Source organism: Streptococcus sp. KCJ4932 (assembly GCF_004352745.1).
In the GTDB taxonomy this organism is placed as follows: Bacteria; Bacillota; Bacilli; order Lactobacillales; family Streptococcaceae; genus Streptococcus; species Streptococcus ruminicola.
In genome coordinates this window covers 17,901-30,853 of sequence record NZ_SJWW01000009.1, presented here as the reverse complement: position 1 = coordinate 30,853, position 12,953 = coordinate 17,901, and the positions used below count along the sequence as shown (strand labels likewise).

14 protein-coding genes are annotated in these 12,953 nt (G+C 38.8%); 2 read left to right on the top strand and 12 right to left on the bottom strand.

What is annotated here, in order from left to right; all coding sequences use genetic code 11:
• The 3 genes from E0E02_RS05145 to E0E02_RS05135 form a co-directional block, all read right to left on the bottom strand.
• Positions 1–969 (bottom strand): ROK family glucokinase, encoded by a 969-nt coding sequence (locus E0E02_RS05145; RefSeq protein WP_039697292.1) that lies wholly within the window; start codon positions 967–969, stop codon positions 1–3.
• Positions 962–1,171: a YqgQ family protein gene (locus tag E0E02_RS05140; protein ID WP_006531568.1), complete on the bottom strand. Its 210-nt coding sequence runs from the start codon at positions 1,169–1,171 to the stop codon at positions 962–964. Before E0E02_RS05140 ends, E0E02_RS05145 begins: the two co-directional genes overlap by 8 nt.
• A gap of 130 nt (positions 1,172–1,301) precedes the next feature.
• Complete coding sequence (locus E0E02_RS05135; protein ID WP_074559453.1) at positions 1,302–1,826, bottom strand: Dps family protein; 525 nt, start codon at positions 1,824–1,826, stop codon at positions 1,302–1,304.
• 139 nt (positions 1,827–1,965) lie between these two features.
• Between E0E02_RS05135 and E0E02_RS05130 the strand changes: the two genes are divergently transcribed.
• Both E0E02_RS05130 and E0E02_RS05125 read left to right on the top strand, forming a co-directional pair.
• Positions 1,966–2,616, top strand: a complete 651-nt coding sequence (locus tag E0E02_RS05130; RefSeq protein ID WP_133018032.1) for an A24 family peptidase — start codon at positions 1,966–1,968, stop codon at positions 2,614–2,616.
• A gap of 93 nt (positions 2,617–2,709) precedes the next feature.
• On the top strand, positions 2,710–4,050 hold the full coding sequence (locus E0E02_RS05125; RefSeq protein WP_133018031.1) for an Nramp family divalent metal transporter: 1,341 nt from the start codon (positions 2,710–2,712) through the stop codon (positions 4,048–4,050).
• Between the two features lie 35 nt (positions 4,051–4,085).
• Here the strand turns inward: E0E02_RS05125 and trpA are convergent, their stop codons facing one another.
• From trpA to E0E02_RS05080, 9 genes are all read right to left on the bottom strand, one after another.
• Complete coding sequence (gene trpA, locus E0E02_RS05120; protein WP_133018030.1) at positions 4,086–4,868, bottom strand: tryptophan synthase subunit alpha; 783 nt, start codon at positions 4,866–4,868, stop codon at positions 4,086–4,088.
• Positions 4,869–4,871: 3 nt separating this feature from the next.
• Positions 4,872–6,074, bottom strand: a complete 1,203-nt coding sequence (trpB, locus tag E0E02_RS05115; protein WP_074563251.1) for a tryptophan synthase subunit beta — start codon at positions 6,072–6,074, stop codon at positions 4,872–4,874.
• Positions 6,071–6,652: a phosphoribosylanthranilate isomerase gene (locus E0E02_RS05110; RefSeq protein WP_133018029.1), complete on the bottom strand. Its 582-nt coding sequence runs from the start codon at positions 6,650–6,652 to the stop codon at positions 6,071–6,073. Before E0E02_RS05110 ends, trpB begins: the two co-directional genes overlap by 4 nt.
• Complete coding sequence (gene trpC / locus E0E02_RS05105) at positions 6,639–7,406, bottom strand: indole-3-glycerol phosphate synthase TrpC (protein WP_133018028.1); 768 nt, start codon at positions 7,404–7,406, stop codon at positions 6,639–6,641. The genes E0E02_RS05110 and trpC overlap by 14 nt, the downstream gene beginning before the upstream one ends.
• Positions 7,403–8,407 carry an anthranilate phosphoribosyltransferase gene (gene trpD / locus E0E02_RS05100; protein ID WP_133018027.1) on the bottom strand — a complete coding sequence of 335 codons (1,005 nt, stop codon included), beginning with the start codon at positions 8,405–8,407 and terminating at the stop codon, positions 7,403–7,405. The genes trpC and trpD overlap by 4 nt, the downstream gene beginning before the upstream one ends.
• Before the next feature lie 15 nt (positions 8,408–8,422).
• Positions 8,423–8,992, bottom strand: coding sequence for an aminodeoxychorismate/anthranilate synthase component II (locus E0E02_RS05095; RefSeq protein WP_133018026.1), 570 nt, complete (start codon positions 8,990–8,992; stop codon positions 8,423–8,425).
• On the bottom strand, positions 8,989–10,344 hold the full coding sequence (gene trpE / locus E0E02_RS05090; protein ID WP_133018025.1) for an anthranilate synthase component I: 1,356 nt from the start codon (positions 10,342–10,344) through the stop codon (positions 8,989–8,991). The genes E0E02_RS05095 and trpE overlap by 4 nt, the downstream gene beginning before the upstream one ends.
• A 727-nt stretch (positions 10,345–11,071) precedes the next feature.
• Positions 11,072–12,229: a permease gene (locus tag E0E02_RS05085; RefSeq protein ID WP_074481841.1), complete on the bottom strand. Its 1,158-nt coding sequence runs from the start codon at positions 12,227–12,229 to the stop codon at positions 11,072–11,074.
• Between the two features lie 127 nt (positions 12,230–12,356).
• Complete coding sequence (locus tag E0E02_RS05080) at positions 12,357–12,953, bottom strand: response regulator transcription factor (protein WP_074563241.1); 597 nt, start codon at positions 12,951–12,953, stop codon at positions 12,357–12,359.

The following is a 12,953-nucleotide window of genomic DNA, read 5'->3' as shown; positions in this document are numbered from 1 at the left end:
TTAATCTACAAATTGGCTTGCAAGACTTGCAGCACCGATGATACCAGCATCGTTACCAAGTTCAGCGATTTTCACTTTAGTTGTTTTACGAACTTGTGGGAATGCGTAAGTAACGAAGTATTTTTCAACACGGCTACGCAAGAATTCACCTGCAGCTGATACACCACCACCGATAACAACTGAGTCTGGGTTCAAGATGTTTGCAATGTTAGCAGTTGCTTGTCCAAGGTAGAAACCAACTTTTTCAACAACTGAGTCAGCAAAGTGGTCACCAGCTTCAGCAGCTACGAAAATATCTTTACTTGTTACCACATCACCATTGTCGATAGCAGCCTTGATTTTTGAATCACCTTCGTATTCTTCTGCCAAGTGACGAGCTACACGAACAACACCTGTTGCTGAAGCAACTGTTTCAAGACATCCTTTGTTACCACATGTACATTCGAAACCATCAACTGGTTCAACGTTCATGTGACCAATTTCTCCACCAGCACCAGCAACACCGTGGATAAGGTTACCATCAGCGATAACACCACCACCAACACCAGTTCCAAGTGTTACGAAAACAACATCAGGGTTGTTAGCACCAGCACCTGTCCAGCGTTCACCAAGAGCAGCTACGTTAGCATCGTTATCGATAGCAAATGGAATACCAAGTTCGCGTTCGATAACTGAACCAACTTCTTCAGTGTGAGCCCAGTTCAAGTTGAAGGCACCTGTAACAGTTTTATTTTCGCGGTCAACAGCACCTGGTGAACCCATACCGATACCTGCAAAATCATCTTTTGTCAAACCGTAAAGGTTCAAACGGTGTTTGATTGATTCAACAATATCAGGAACGATGTGTTTTCCATCTTCAAGTGTATTTGTATCGATTGCCCATTTTTCTTGAACTTCACCTTCAAGAGTTAGGATACCGAATTTAATCGTTGTTCCACCTAGGTCAATCCCTAAAAGTTTTTTAGTCATTATTTTCTTTCTCCATTTCTAAACGGTGCTCGCGACGCAAAATTAATTCTGCATTCAGGTAGTCAGCCTTGTCAATCAACCCATTTTCATACAATTTCTCAAGTTCAAGTTTCATGACTTCTATATCATAAAGACGTTTACCGATATAGACAAAAATGCCGAACCGTTTCAACAGTTGCTGCACGTCAAATAAAGTTTTCATACAAAGCATTTTATCAAAAATAAGACTCTTTTTCAATAGGATATGCAATCGTTTTCTTTATTTTTACGTTTTCACTTGTTTTCATGAAAAAATAGTGGACCTTTCGGCCCACTATCACGTTTTTTCTTAATTATTTAAGTCCTGGAGCTTGTCCGCGTTCGGCTTGGAGCATCCAAATTGTTTTTTCAGCATCAGATTTTGCTGCTGTGAAGATGTCATTTGATGGGGCATCTCCCTCTTCGTCAGTCACATCAAGACCAACTTGGTAAAGAGCTGTAAGGTAAGTGTAAACTTCAACCAAACGAGCAAGATTTTCGTCCATTGTCTTATCAAATGAACCAGCAGTTTCTTCTAATTTAGAGTTTTCATCGAATTCTTTAAGTGTAGAGAATGGTGCGCCTCCGATTGTAATCAAACGTTCGCTGATTTCATCCAAGTTAGCGTTAAGTCCATCCATCAATTCATCCATTTTTGGGTGAAGGTAGAAGAATCCAGCACCACGCATGTACCAGTGGATTTGGTGAACGATTGAAGCAGCCTTTGATAGGTCTGCTACTGCTTGATTAAGCACAGCCTTTGTTTTAGCATTTTTTGTATTTTGTGAAATGTTATGTGTTACAGATGCGTAAATAGTTTCAGTCATTGTTTGAGTCATAAGCGACCTCCTCTAAAAAATAAAATCAATGGTTTTAGGAAATATTTCCTTTTCTTTATGGTTCTATTTTAGAATAATTCTAAATAAGTAGCAAATAATATGCTCACAAATTTTAAAAATTTTTTTCGAATAATAAGGTATGGACACTTTGTTATTCTTTTTTCTTGGAGCATCGCTTGCTTCATTTATCGGATTAGTTGTTGATCGTTTTCCGAAGGAATCTATTTTATTTCCTGCTAGTCATTGTAATACCTGTGGTAAACAACTGAGACCGCTGGACATGATTCCAGTTCTTTCTCAGATTTTTAACCATTCTCGCTGCCATTTTTGCAAAAGTAAAATTCCTTTATGGTATGGCATTTTTGAATTTGTCTGCGGACTTGCAACTGCTCTTTGCTACCACGAAGTTATTAGACCGGCTACTCTCTTTATTTTCTTTTTTAGCATGACGCTTAGTCTATATGATTTAAAACACCAATCCTTTCCTCTATTAATCTGGTTACTACCCAGTGCTTCTTTACTCCTTTTTCTTCCTCTTAATACGGTAAGCATTATTCTTCTGTTACTTGGCATCATAGCTGAGCTATTTGACATAAAAATCGGTAGCGGTGATTTTTTCTACCTAGCCAGTTTGAGTCTTTTTCTTGATTTGGAGAGCATTTTGTGGATTGTTGAACTGGGTTCTTTAATAGGAATTTTGTATTGTCTTTTTTATAAAAATAAACGCATTCCCTTTGTTCCTTTTCTATTTTTAGGCTATCTTTTACTTATGATTTTTAAGCGCACTTAATTTTTTTATTAAATATAGTTAAAAATACTTTATTTTTAAAATTCTTCTGCTATAATAGGCCTTGAATAAGAGTTTTAGAAAAGAGGGCTGCCTTTGGAAACTACTGTTACTTCTCAAAAATCACTTAGTGAGGTCAATCAAAGTATTGCGGTTCCAAAAAATGCCTCATTTTGGCAAACACTTCGAGCCTTTATTGGACCAGGAGCTTTAGTAGCTGTTGGTTACATGGACCCTGGTAACTGGATTACTAGTGTTGTCGGTGGGGCTACTTATAAATATCTCCTTTTATCAGTTATACTGATATCATCTCTGATTGCGATGCAGTTACAGCAGATGGCGGGAAAATTAGGAATTGTTACAAGAAAGGATTTAGCTCAGGCGACTGCTGCTCATTTACCTAAAAAACTACGTATTCTTTTATTCATTGTCATTGAATTAGCCTTGATGGCAACAGACTTAGCAGAAGTTATCGGCTCTGGGATTGCGCTCCATTTACTATTTGGATGGCCGTTGCTATTTTCCATTTTAATAACTATCTTAGATGTTTTTATTCTCTTATCCTTGATGAAGCTTGGCTTTCGTAAAATTGAAGCTTTGGTTTCAACCTTGATTGCAACGATTTTGATTATCTTCTTATATCTAGTCTTGTTATCAAAACCAAGTTTCTCAGGTATTTTACATGGCTATATTCCTCAGCCGTCTATCATAGATTTGCATCAAAGTGGTGTTAATAGTAAATTGACACTTGCTTTAGGGATTATTGGTGCAACCGTAATGCCACATAATCTCTATCTTCACTCATCCATTTCACAAACACGTAAAGTTGATTATTCCAGTCAATCTTCTATTAAACAAGCGGTTCGTTTTATGACTTGGGATTCTAATATTCAACTAACAGTTGCTTTTGTGGTGAACTCACTTCTTCTTATCTTAGGAGCATCACTCTTTTATGGGCACGCAAATGAAATCAACGCTTTTTCACAAATGTATGAAGCTCTTCAAGATTCAAATATTGCAGGTACAGTTGCTAGCGCTGCTTTATCAACCTTATTTGCTGTCGCCTTATTAGCTAGCGGGCAGAATTCTACCATCACAGGAACCCTAACGGGGCAAATCGTTATGGAAGGTTTCTTAAAATTACGCTTACCACAATGGCTTATCAGACTTGTCACACGTTTGGCTGCACTAGCTCCCGTTATGATTGTGGCTGTGCTCTACGGTAGTCAAGAAAGTGTCCTTGATCAATTAATTGTTTACTCGCAAGTCTTCCTATCTCTTGCACTTCCTTTCTCTATTTTCCCTTTGGTGTATTTCACATCAAATCGCAAGATTATGGGAGACTTCGTCAATAGCAAATGGAATTCTATTTTAGGCTACTTAGTAGCAATCATTTTAACTGTCTTAAACTTAAAATTAATTATTGATTTGTTTTAAATATCATAAAAACCACTCAATCGAGTGGTTTTCTTTTATTTTTGATAATTTGAGCCATATGTTACAAATGCTGCGACGTCATCTGCTTTACCTTCGTGTAAATCTCGAACAATTTTAGTTCCGACAATGACGCCATCTGACACCTTATTAAAACGCTCGATATCAGCTTTTGTTGACACTCCAAATCCTGTTAATACTGGAATGTCAGCAACAGCTTCAAGATTTGCCAAATGTTTGTCCAAATCATCTCGGTAATTACCAGTTTTTCCTGTAACACCGTTGATAGCAACCGCATAGATGAAACCTTCAGCATTTTGACACAAAGTCTTTTGGCGTTCGATGCCAGTAGTCAAGCTAACCAGTGGAACAAGGGCAATATCTGTATTATCAAGGTATGGCTTGATAAGATTTTCATGCTCATGTGGCAAGTCAGGAATAATCAAACCTTTAACAGAGGTATTGGCCAAATCTTTAACAAATTTTTCAATGCCGTATTGGTAAACAGGATTGATGTAAGTCATAATGACCAAAGGCACTTCGACTGTTTGTTCTTGTAATTTTTCAACAATCGCAGTCAAATTAACGCCTTTAGCAAGACTTCGTTGACCAGCTAATTCAATAACTGGGCCATCAGCGACGGGATCAGACCATGGAATCCCTACTTCAATGGCAGAAGCTCCACTATTTTCCAATAAATCAATCGTCTCAAATAAGCCATCAAGACCTTTATCATGGTCACCTGCCATAATGTAAGGAACAAAAATTCCTTTGCCGCTAGCTTTAATCTCTTGAAGATGTTTTGTAAGTGTCTTAGTCATCGTTTACTTCCCTTCTGCTTCCAAACGTTCTTTTACTTGAACAACATCCTTATCTCCGCGTCCTGATAGACAAACGATAATTGATTTGTCTGGCCCAAGCTCCTTAGCAACTTTTTGGGTAAGCGCAACAGCGTGACTTGATTCAAGCGCTGGGATAATCCCTTCAAGTCGTGACAAAAGCATAAATGCTTCAAGTGCTTCTTCATCCGTAATTGAATCATAGGTTGCACGACCGATATCTTGGAAGTGACAGTGTTCAGGACCAACCCCAGGATAATCAAGACCTGCTGAAATTGAGAAAGCTTCCATGATTTGTCCGTGACGGTCTTGGAGAACATTCATCAAAGCTCCATGCAAAATGCCTGGACGACCTTTGGCAAAAGTTGCTGCGTGCTCTTCAGTATCAAGACCATGTCCTGCAGCTTCAGCACCATAAAGGGCAACAGATTCATCTTCAACAAATGGATAGAAAAGTCCGATTGCATTTGAGCCACCACCGATACAAGCTAGAACAGCATCTGGCAATTTTCCGCCTGAAATCTCAGCATATTGTTTCTTAGCTTCTTTACCGATTACTGATTGGAAATCACGTACAATTTCTGGGAAAGGTGCAGGACCAAGTGCTGAGCCCATGATATAGTGTGTATCTTCAATATTAGCTACCCACGCGCGAAGAGCTGCATTAACAGCGTCTTTCAAAACACGTGAACCATCTGTGACAGCGTGTACTTTAGCACCGAGCAGCTCCATACGAAAAACATTGAGGGCTTGACGTTTGACATCTTCTTCACCCATGTAAATAGTACATTCCATGTCAAAAAGTGCAGCTGCTGTAGCTGTTGCCACACCGTGTTGACCAGCACCAGTTTCAGCAATGATTTTCTTTTTCCCCATACGTTTAGCCAAAAGAACTTGACCAAGAGCATTATTAATTTTGTGTGCCCCTGTATGGTTAAGGTCTTCACGTTTGAGATAAATTTTAGCGCCACCAATATGTTTGGTTAAACGTTCTGCGTAATAAAGCGGTGTTTCACGTCCAACATAGTTTTTAAGTAGTTCATCAAGTTCAGCTTGAAAACTTGGGTCAGCTTTTGCTTCGCGGTAAGCTTTATCAAGTTCGATAACGGCTGTCATCAGCGTTTCAGGGACAAACTGTCCACCGAATTTTCCATAAAATCCATTAATATCTGGTTGGTTATAGCTCATTTTTTCACACTTTCTATAAATCTCATAATCTTCAATAAATCTTTTTTACCATCCGTCTCAACACCAGAAGAAACATCAACAGCGTAGGGTCGAAAGAAAGTTATAGCTTGTCCGACATTATCGACACTCAATCCACCTGCTAAAAAATATGGCTTCGCTATTTTTTTATCCTTTAGCAGCTCCCAATCAAATGTCTTTCCGGAACCAGCTAGGGGGGCGTCAAATAATAGAAAATCCGCTTTAGTGTGAATTTCTTCCAGTGTTTTTTGGACAGGAATGGCACGAATACTTGGAACTCCAATTTTTTCAAAGTCCTCATCAGCAAACTCACCATGAATTTGCACCAAATCAAGAGGCACTTTGGTTATGGCTTCTTGAAGCTCCAAGAGGGTCGGACTTACAAAAACACCCACTTTTTGGACAGTTTCTGGAATCAACTGAGCTAAATGGCTAGCTTGTTTTATGCCGACTTGACGTTTACTTTTGGCAAAGACGAAACCAATATAATCAGCTCCGCTTTTAACCGCTTGTTCAACAGCTTCTTTGGTTGAAAGTCCGCAAATTTTAACCTTTGTCAACTTGCAACTCCTTCACTTTTTCAGCAACATTATCAGCTTTCATAAGTGCTGTTCCTACTAAAATCCCATTGAAAAATGGAGCAACAAGGCTAGCATCTTCTTTAGTAAAAATAGCTGACTCTGAAATATAAACTGGATCTTCTTTAAAATATGTTGATAGCTCCAAGCTTGTATTGATATCCGTTTCAAAGGTCACCAAGTTACGATTGTTAACTCCGATAATCTTAGCTCCAATGCGATGAGCCACTTCCAACTCTGCTAAGTTATGCGTTTCAAGCAGAACTTCTAGTCCTAATCCTGTTGCAAAGTCATAAAGTTCTTTCAAACGCGTCTCAGAAAGAGCTGCCACAATCAGTAAAATAACAGTTGCTCCTGCATTTCGACTACGAATAATCTGTTTTTCATCGATGATAAAATCTTTTGCCAAGGTTGGAATTTTTACTTGATTTGAAATCTGACGAAGATAATCAATGTCCCCCTTGAAAAAGAAAGGGTCTGTCAAAACAGAAATCATCACAGCACCGCTATCTTGGTAAATTTTGACTTGCTTAACAATATCAACTTCGAGGTTAATGTCACCAAGACTGGGACTGGCTTTTTTTACCTCAGTGATAATTTGCAGCTTATTCGCATTATTTTTAAGGTAATCGTAGAGCTTATAGGTCTCACGAAGAGGTTGCAGTGGCTCAAGTTTTAGAGAGGCAACTTCTTTTTCTTTTTGCTTTAAAATGGTTGGTAAAAATTCTTTACTCATACTTGTACCTCTTGCAATTGGTGAAGTTTAGCAAGAGCAGAACCATCCGCGATTAATTGACGAGCAAGGTCAATCCCTTCTGCTAGACTCTCAACTTTACCGTTAGCATAAAAGCCAAGACCAGCATTTAGCACGGTTGTTTCAAGATATGGGCTAGCCTGATTTTCAAGAACGCTGACTAAAATATCTGCATTTTGCTTAGCATCTCCGCCAACAATGTCATCTAACTCAACTCTTGGCATGCCAAGGTCTTTGTAAGTAAAGCTGTGTTGAGTGATTTGACCGTCTTCTAACAATGTATAAGTATTTTTGCCGTAAAGAGCTGCTTCATCCATGTTATTTGGACCTGTGACAATAATGGCACGTTTACGACCAAGTTTTTGCATCACTTGTGCTGCTGTTTCTTGGAGGTCTGCCCGATACAAGCCCATCAACTGCGTTTCAAGGTCAAGCGGATTTGCCAAAGGACCAACGATATTCATAATAGTTGGAATCCCAAGTGTTTTACGTGCGGGACCAATAAAACGCATAGCTGGATGCATGGTTTGCGCAAAGATAAAAGCGAGTCCAACTTCATCAAGAGCTTTTGATAATGTTGCTGGTGAAGCAGCAATATTGATCCCTAAAGCTTCAAGAACATCAGCAGAACCTGATTTTGATGACACCGAACGATTACCACCTTTGGCAATACGAATACCACCTGCTGCTAAAATAAAGCAAGCTGTTGTTGAAATGTTAAAGCTATAAGACTGGTCACCACCTGTTCCGCAGTTACACATAGCATCCCCAAAATCCTGTGGTAAATCGACAGCGTGACTCTTAAGAGCTCGTACAATACCAGTAATCTCAGAAGGTGTTTCACCTTTCACTTTGAGTCCCATCAAAAAGGCAGCAATCTCACTTTCTGAAATCGAGTTATTTAAGATACTATCAAATAAACTTTCAACTTGTTCTTCTGATAAATCTTCCTTATTTGCAATTTGGTTAAAGAGTTCTTTCATTGTCCATCCCTCGCTTTACTTTTCAACAACTAATCGTACAAAGTTTTCAATCATTTTAAGCCCATCTGGTGACCCAATACTTTCTGGGTGAAATTGAAGGCCATAAATCGGTAACTGTTTATGCTGGATAGCCATGATTTCTTGATCATCAGTCGTTTTGGCGGTTACCTCAAAATCATCTGGCATGTCTGTCACCACAATTGAGTGATAACGCATAATTGGCATATTTTTAGCAAGCCCAGCAAAAATAGGTGATTGGCTGAGAACATCAATATCACTTTGCTTGCCGTGCATAACATTTTTAGCTAAACCAAGTTTGCCACCAAAGCTCTCTGCAATAGCTTGATGCCCAAGACAAATGCCTAACATTGGCTTTTGACCCGCAAAAGCTTGAATCATATCTTCCATCTTTCCAGCATCTGCAGGCCAACCTGGACCAGGTGATAGAACAATGGCATCTGCTTCTTGAGCAGTTTTTTCAAGTGTGTCATCATCATTTCGTAGAACTTTTACCTCTGCAAATGTCCCAAGGTACTGTGCTAGGTTATAGGTAAAAGAATCGTAATTATCAATTAATAAAATCATTTGCTATCCCCTATTCGTGTCATGGCTTTGGCCTTATTGATGGTTTCGTAAAATTCATTTTCTGGAACGCTGTCATAAACAATTCCTGCGCCTGCTTGAACATATGCTTTTTGATTTTTAAGAATCATTGTTCGAATAGCAATGGCAAAATCCATATCACCAGTTGCTGAAAGATAACCAATCGCTCCCGCATAAACGCCACGCTTTTCTTCTTCCAATTCATAGATGCGCTTCATGGCACGAATTTTCGGTGCCCCTGATACGGTACCAGCTGGCAATGTTGTTTTTAAGGCATCAATACTTTGAACACCTGGTAACAGTTGCCCTTTAACCACACTGGTTAAGTGCATGACATAACGGAAATACTCTACTTCCATGTACTTAGTTACCTTGACCGTACCATTTTGGGAAATTCTTCCAATATCATTTCGACCAAGGTCAACTAGCATGCGATGCTCAGCTGTTTCTTTAATATCAGCTTGCAAGTCTTTAGCTAGCGCAGCATCCTCAGTATCATCGGCACCTCTTGGACGAGTCCCTGCAATTGGATTAGTGGTTACTTCACCATTTTTCACAGAAACCAGACTTTCTGGACTTGCGCCAATAATCTGATAGTCACCAAAATCATAGAAATAAAGATAATTTGATGGATTAGTCACACGCAAATTACGATAATAATCAAGCGGGTCTCCATCAAATGGACTTGAGAAACGTTGGCTCAGCACACATTGGAACATATCTCCTTGACGAATCAACTTCTTAGCTCTGGCTACCATCTCTTCAAAAGCAGACTTTTCAATATGATTAACAAAAGTCAAAGGATGAAGATTTTGTGGACTAAATTCATTCGGTGCTTGGGTTTGTAAATCTTTGACAACCTTGCCAAGTGCTTGGCGCGTTGCATCGTTATCACGTTTGCTGTAAATATTATCTTCCACCACGTAGACTTTTTCAGTCTTGTGGTCAAAAATTAGATAAGACTCGTAAACAAAGAAATGCATATCCGGCGTTCCAATAGTATCTTCTGGAATCTCACCAATATTTTCATAAAGCCCAATCATGTCATAACCGACAAAACCAATTGCGCCGCCACCAAATGGCAAATCACTACTAGCTCCTTTGACTGTTACTTGATTGAGGTAGTCAAGCGGGTCACCAGCAATAACTTGACCATTTTCTGTCAGTTGACCATTTTCATATTTGATTTCAAAGACCGGGTTGTAAGCCACAATTGAAAAACGAGCGTTCTCTTTTTCTCGTGGAATTGATTCAAGAATAACCTTATGCTCGCCCTGAACTCGCATATAAGCAAGAATAGGTGTTAAGGTATCAGCAGTTAGAATTTTTCGCATGTCATGTCCTCTCTACATGAAATTTTAATTGTATTTTTTGTAAATTCTAGTCGCTGATTTGCCAGCCTTTATCTCTTCTTTTCATGATTTCCTCCCTTTTTAAACAAAAAATCCCCACACAGAAAAAACCTTCTGTGTGAGGGCGTCTAATGATAGCGCGGTGCCACCTCAATTTAACGGATATATATACTCCGTCATCTCTATCTCCTCTAACAAGGAGCTGCACGATAAGGAGTGCCTACCCTGAGACTTACCACTGACAACTAGTGTTTATCTCACTTGTATCTTGAAATCTTTTTCACTTCCACTTAATTCACTAAACAAAAAACCTCACACAGAAAAAACTTCTGTGCGAGGACGTCTAATGTATAGCGCGGTGCCACCTCAACTTAACGGAAATACTATAATCCGCCATCTCTATCTCCTCTAACAAGGAGCTGCACGATAAGGGGTGCCTACCTGAAAAATATTTCTTATCTTCAACAATATACCATCAGCCCAATTTCACAACCACCTGCTACTCGTTCACAGTAACCACGAGCTCCCTGTAAGCAAATCCTTGCTACTTTCTGATTGGTTACCATTATAAACACCTGATTTTGACTTGTCAAGTGTTTTTTATGAATTTTCTAAAAATTCAACATTTTTCATTATTTTGTTGATTTAATTAAAAAATCTCTAAGTTTTTCCTAGCAAGAACGCTAAGTCAAACTCAGAGATTTAGAATCTATTCAAGGGTTAAAGTGATTTCTTTTGTTTCAGGGGATAAGAGTCCTTCTAAATGGGTGATTAATCGAATCAACCAAGCAAAAGCAAGTAAGAAGGCACTCAATTCAAAAGCTGTTAAAGATAAGTAATGAATACCCTGAAAGGCGATTTCTAATCCAACCAACATGCCACCAATAGCATAAGACATAATCAAGAAATCTCGCGTTACTTCTGGCAAAAGCCATTTAACACTGATAATTAAGGCAATGATAATCAAAACCAGATACCCTGCTACTCTGGTATGCAAGAGATGTGAGCTAGCGTCATTCGGGAAAAAGCCAACTGCTCCCAAATCAATCCCTAAGATGGTCAACATGATACGTATAGCTCTTAATTTCCAGTTTTTACCATATTTTTCACCTAAAGCGACAAACAAGTAATCCACCAAAGCAACCAAAACCAAGGCTGACAAAATCAAAGTCAGATTAAATTGCCAACTTTCCTTAGCAGCTTGTGTTCCCAAAAAGCTTAAGTTGAAATGCCACCACTGCAAAGATCGATTCGTCGCCATTGCGACAAAGACACCACTGACCATAATCACTGTAAAAACGGTTGTCAACCAAGTCGCCCTAATCATCTCTGCTATTTGCCCCCAAAAAAGACTGACCGCATAGATTGATGCACCTAAAATCAAACTCGAAGTTAACTTGTCAAAAGAAGCACCCGTGAAAATCTGCTCCAGCAGCCAACCAAAGCCGAGAAGAGCTAACAGTAAAATCACCGCAAACGAGGCAACAATAACAGGAAGCATGCGCCAAAAAACTCGCGCTTTGATGCCACCAAGAAAGACTGTCCGGTTGCGAATGAGCGTTGTTGTAAAAATGGTCATTCCAAGTATCCCACCAAAACCAATCAAGAAGGTAATAATAGAATAATCTCCAACCAACAAAATCTGATCCATCTTCTCAATAGAACTCACTGCATAAAATAAGACACATAAAATGACAGTTGATAAAATTAAAACCCAGCTTGATAAACGTCCTTGTTTTGGTTTTCCCTCTTTTTGAAGAACCAATTTATCATTGTATAATTCAGCTTTTAATTGCTGCCCTTTACTCAGATTTAACTGATCGACAACTGCCTGATCTAGCACAATACTTAATTTTTTATTTTCCATACCTTCATTATATTATGCTAATGAAATCTTGTAAAACAGGAACTGTAAACAAAATGTCAAAAATCAGAAATCGTTTTTTAATTGAGGAAAATAAAAAAGAACCCATTTGACCGAGTTCTAATTTACTTTATAACCAACCTTTGTCTCTAGCAATTCTAGCCGCCTCAACACGATTATTGGCTGATAATTTATTAAAAATTGATGATGTGTAATTTCTCACCGTTCCATTTGAAAGATAAAGGGTATCAGCAATATCTTGATTCGATTTTCCAAGTGAAATCAATTGTAAAATACGCTTTTCTTGGGGACTCAACGGATTATCCTGGCTTATCATAGATTCCATCAATTCCGGTGAATACTCTTTTTTGCCTGCAAGCACTGTGTGGATTGTTGACATCAACTCAGAAGTTGAACGGTCTTTCAACACATAAGCATCAACACCTGCCTTTACTGCACGTTCAAAGTAACCAACTCGTTTAAAGGTTGTCACAATGATAACCTTCATCTCCTTATTTTTTCGAACCCACTCTAAAACATCCAGTCCAGATTTTTTTGGCATTTCCACATCAAGAATTGCCACATCTGGAGACTCCGTTTTTAATATTCCAATAGCTTGTTCACCATCACTGGCTTGTAAAATCTCATCGACATCATCTTCCATGAGCAACAATTGGCACAAAGCATCTCGCAGCATGGATTGATCTTCAGCAACTAATAATTTCAT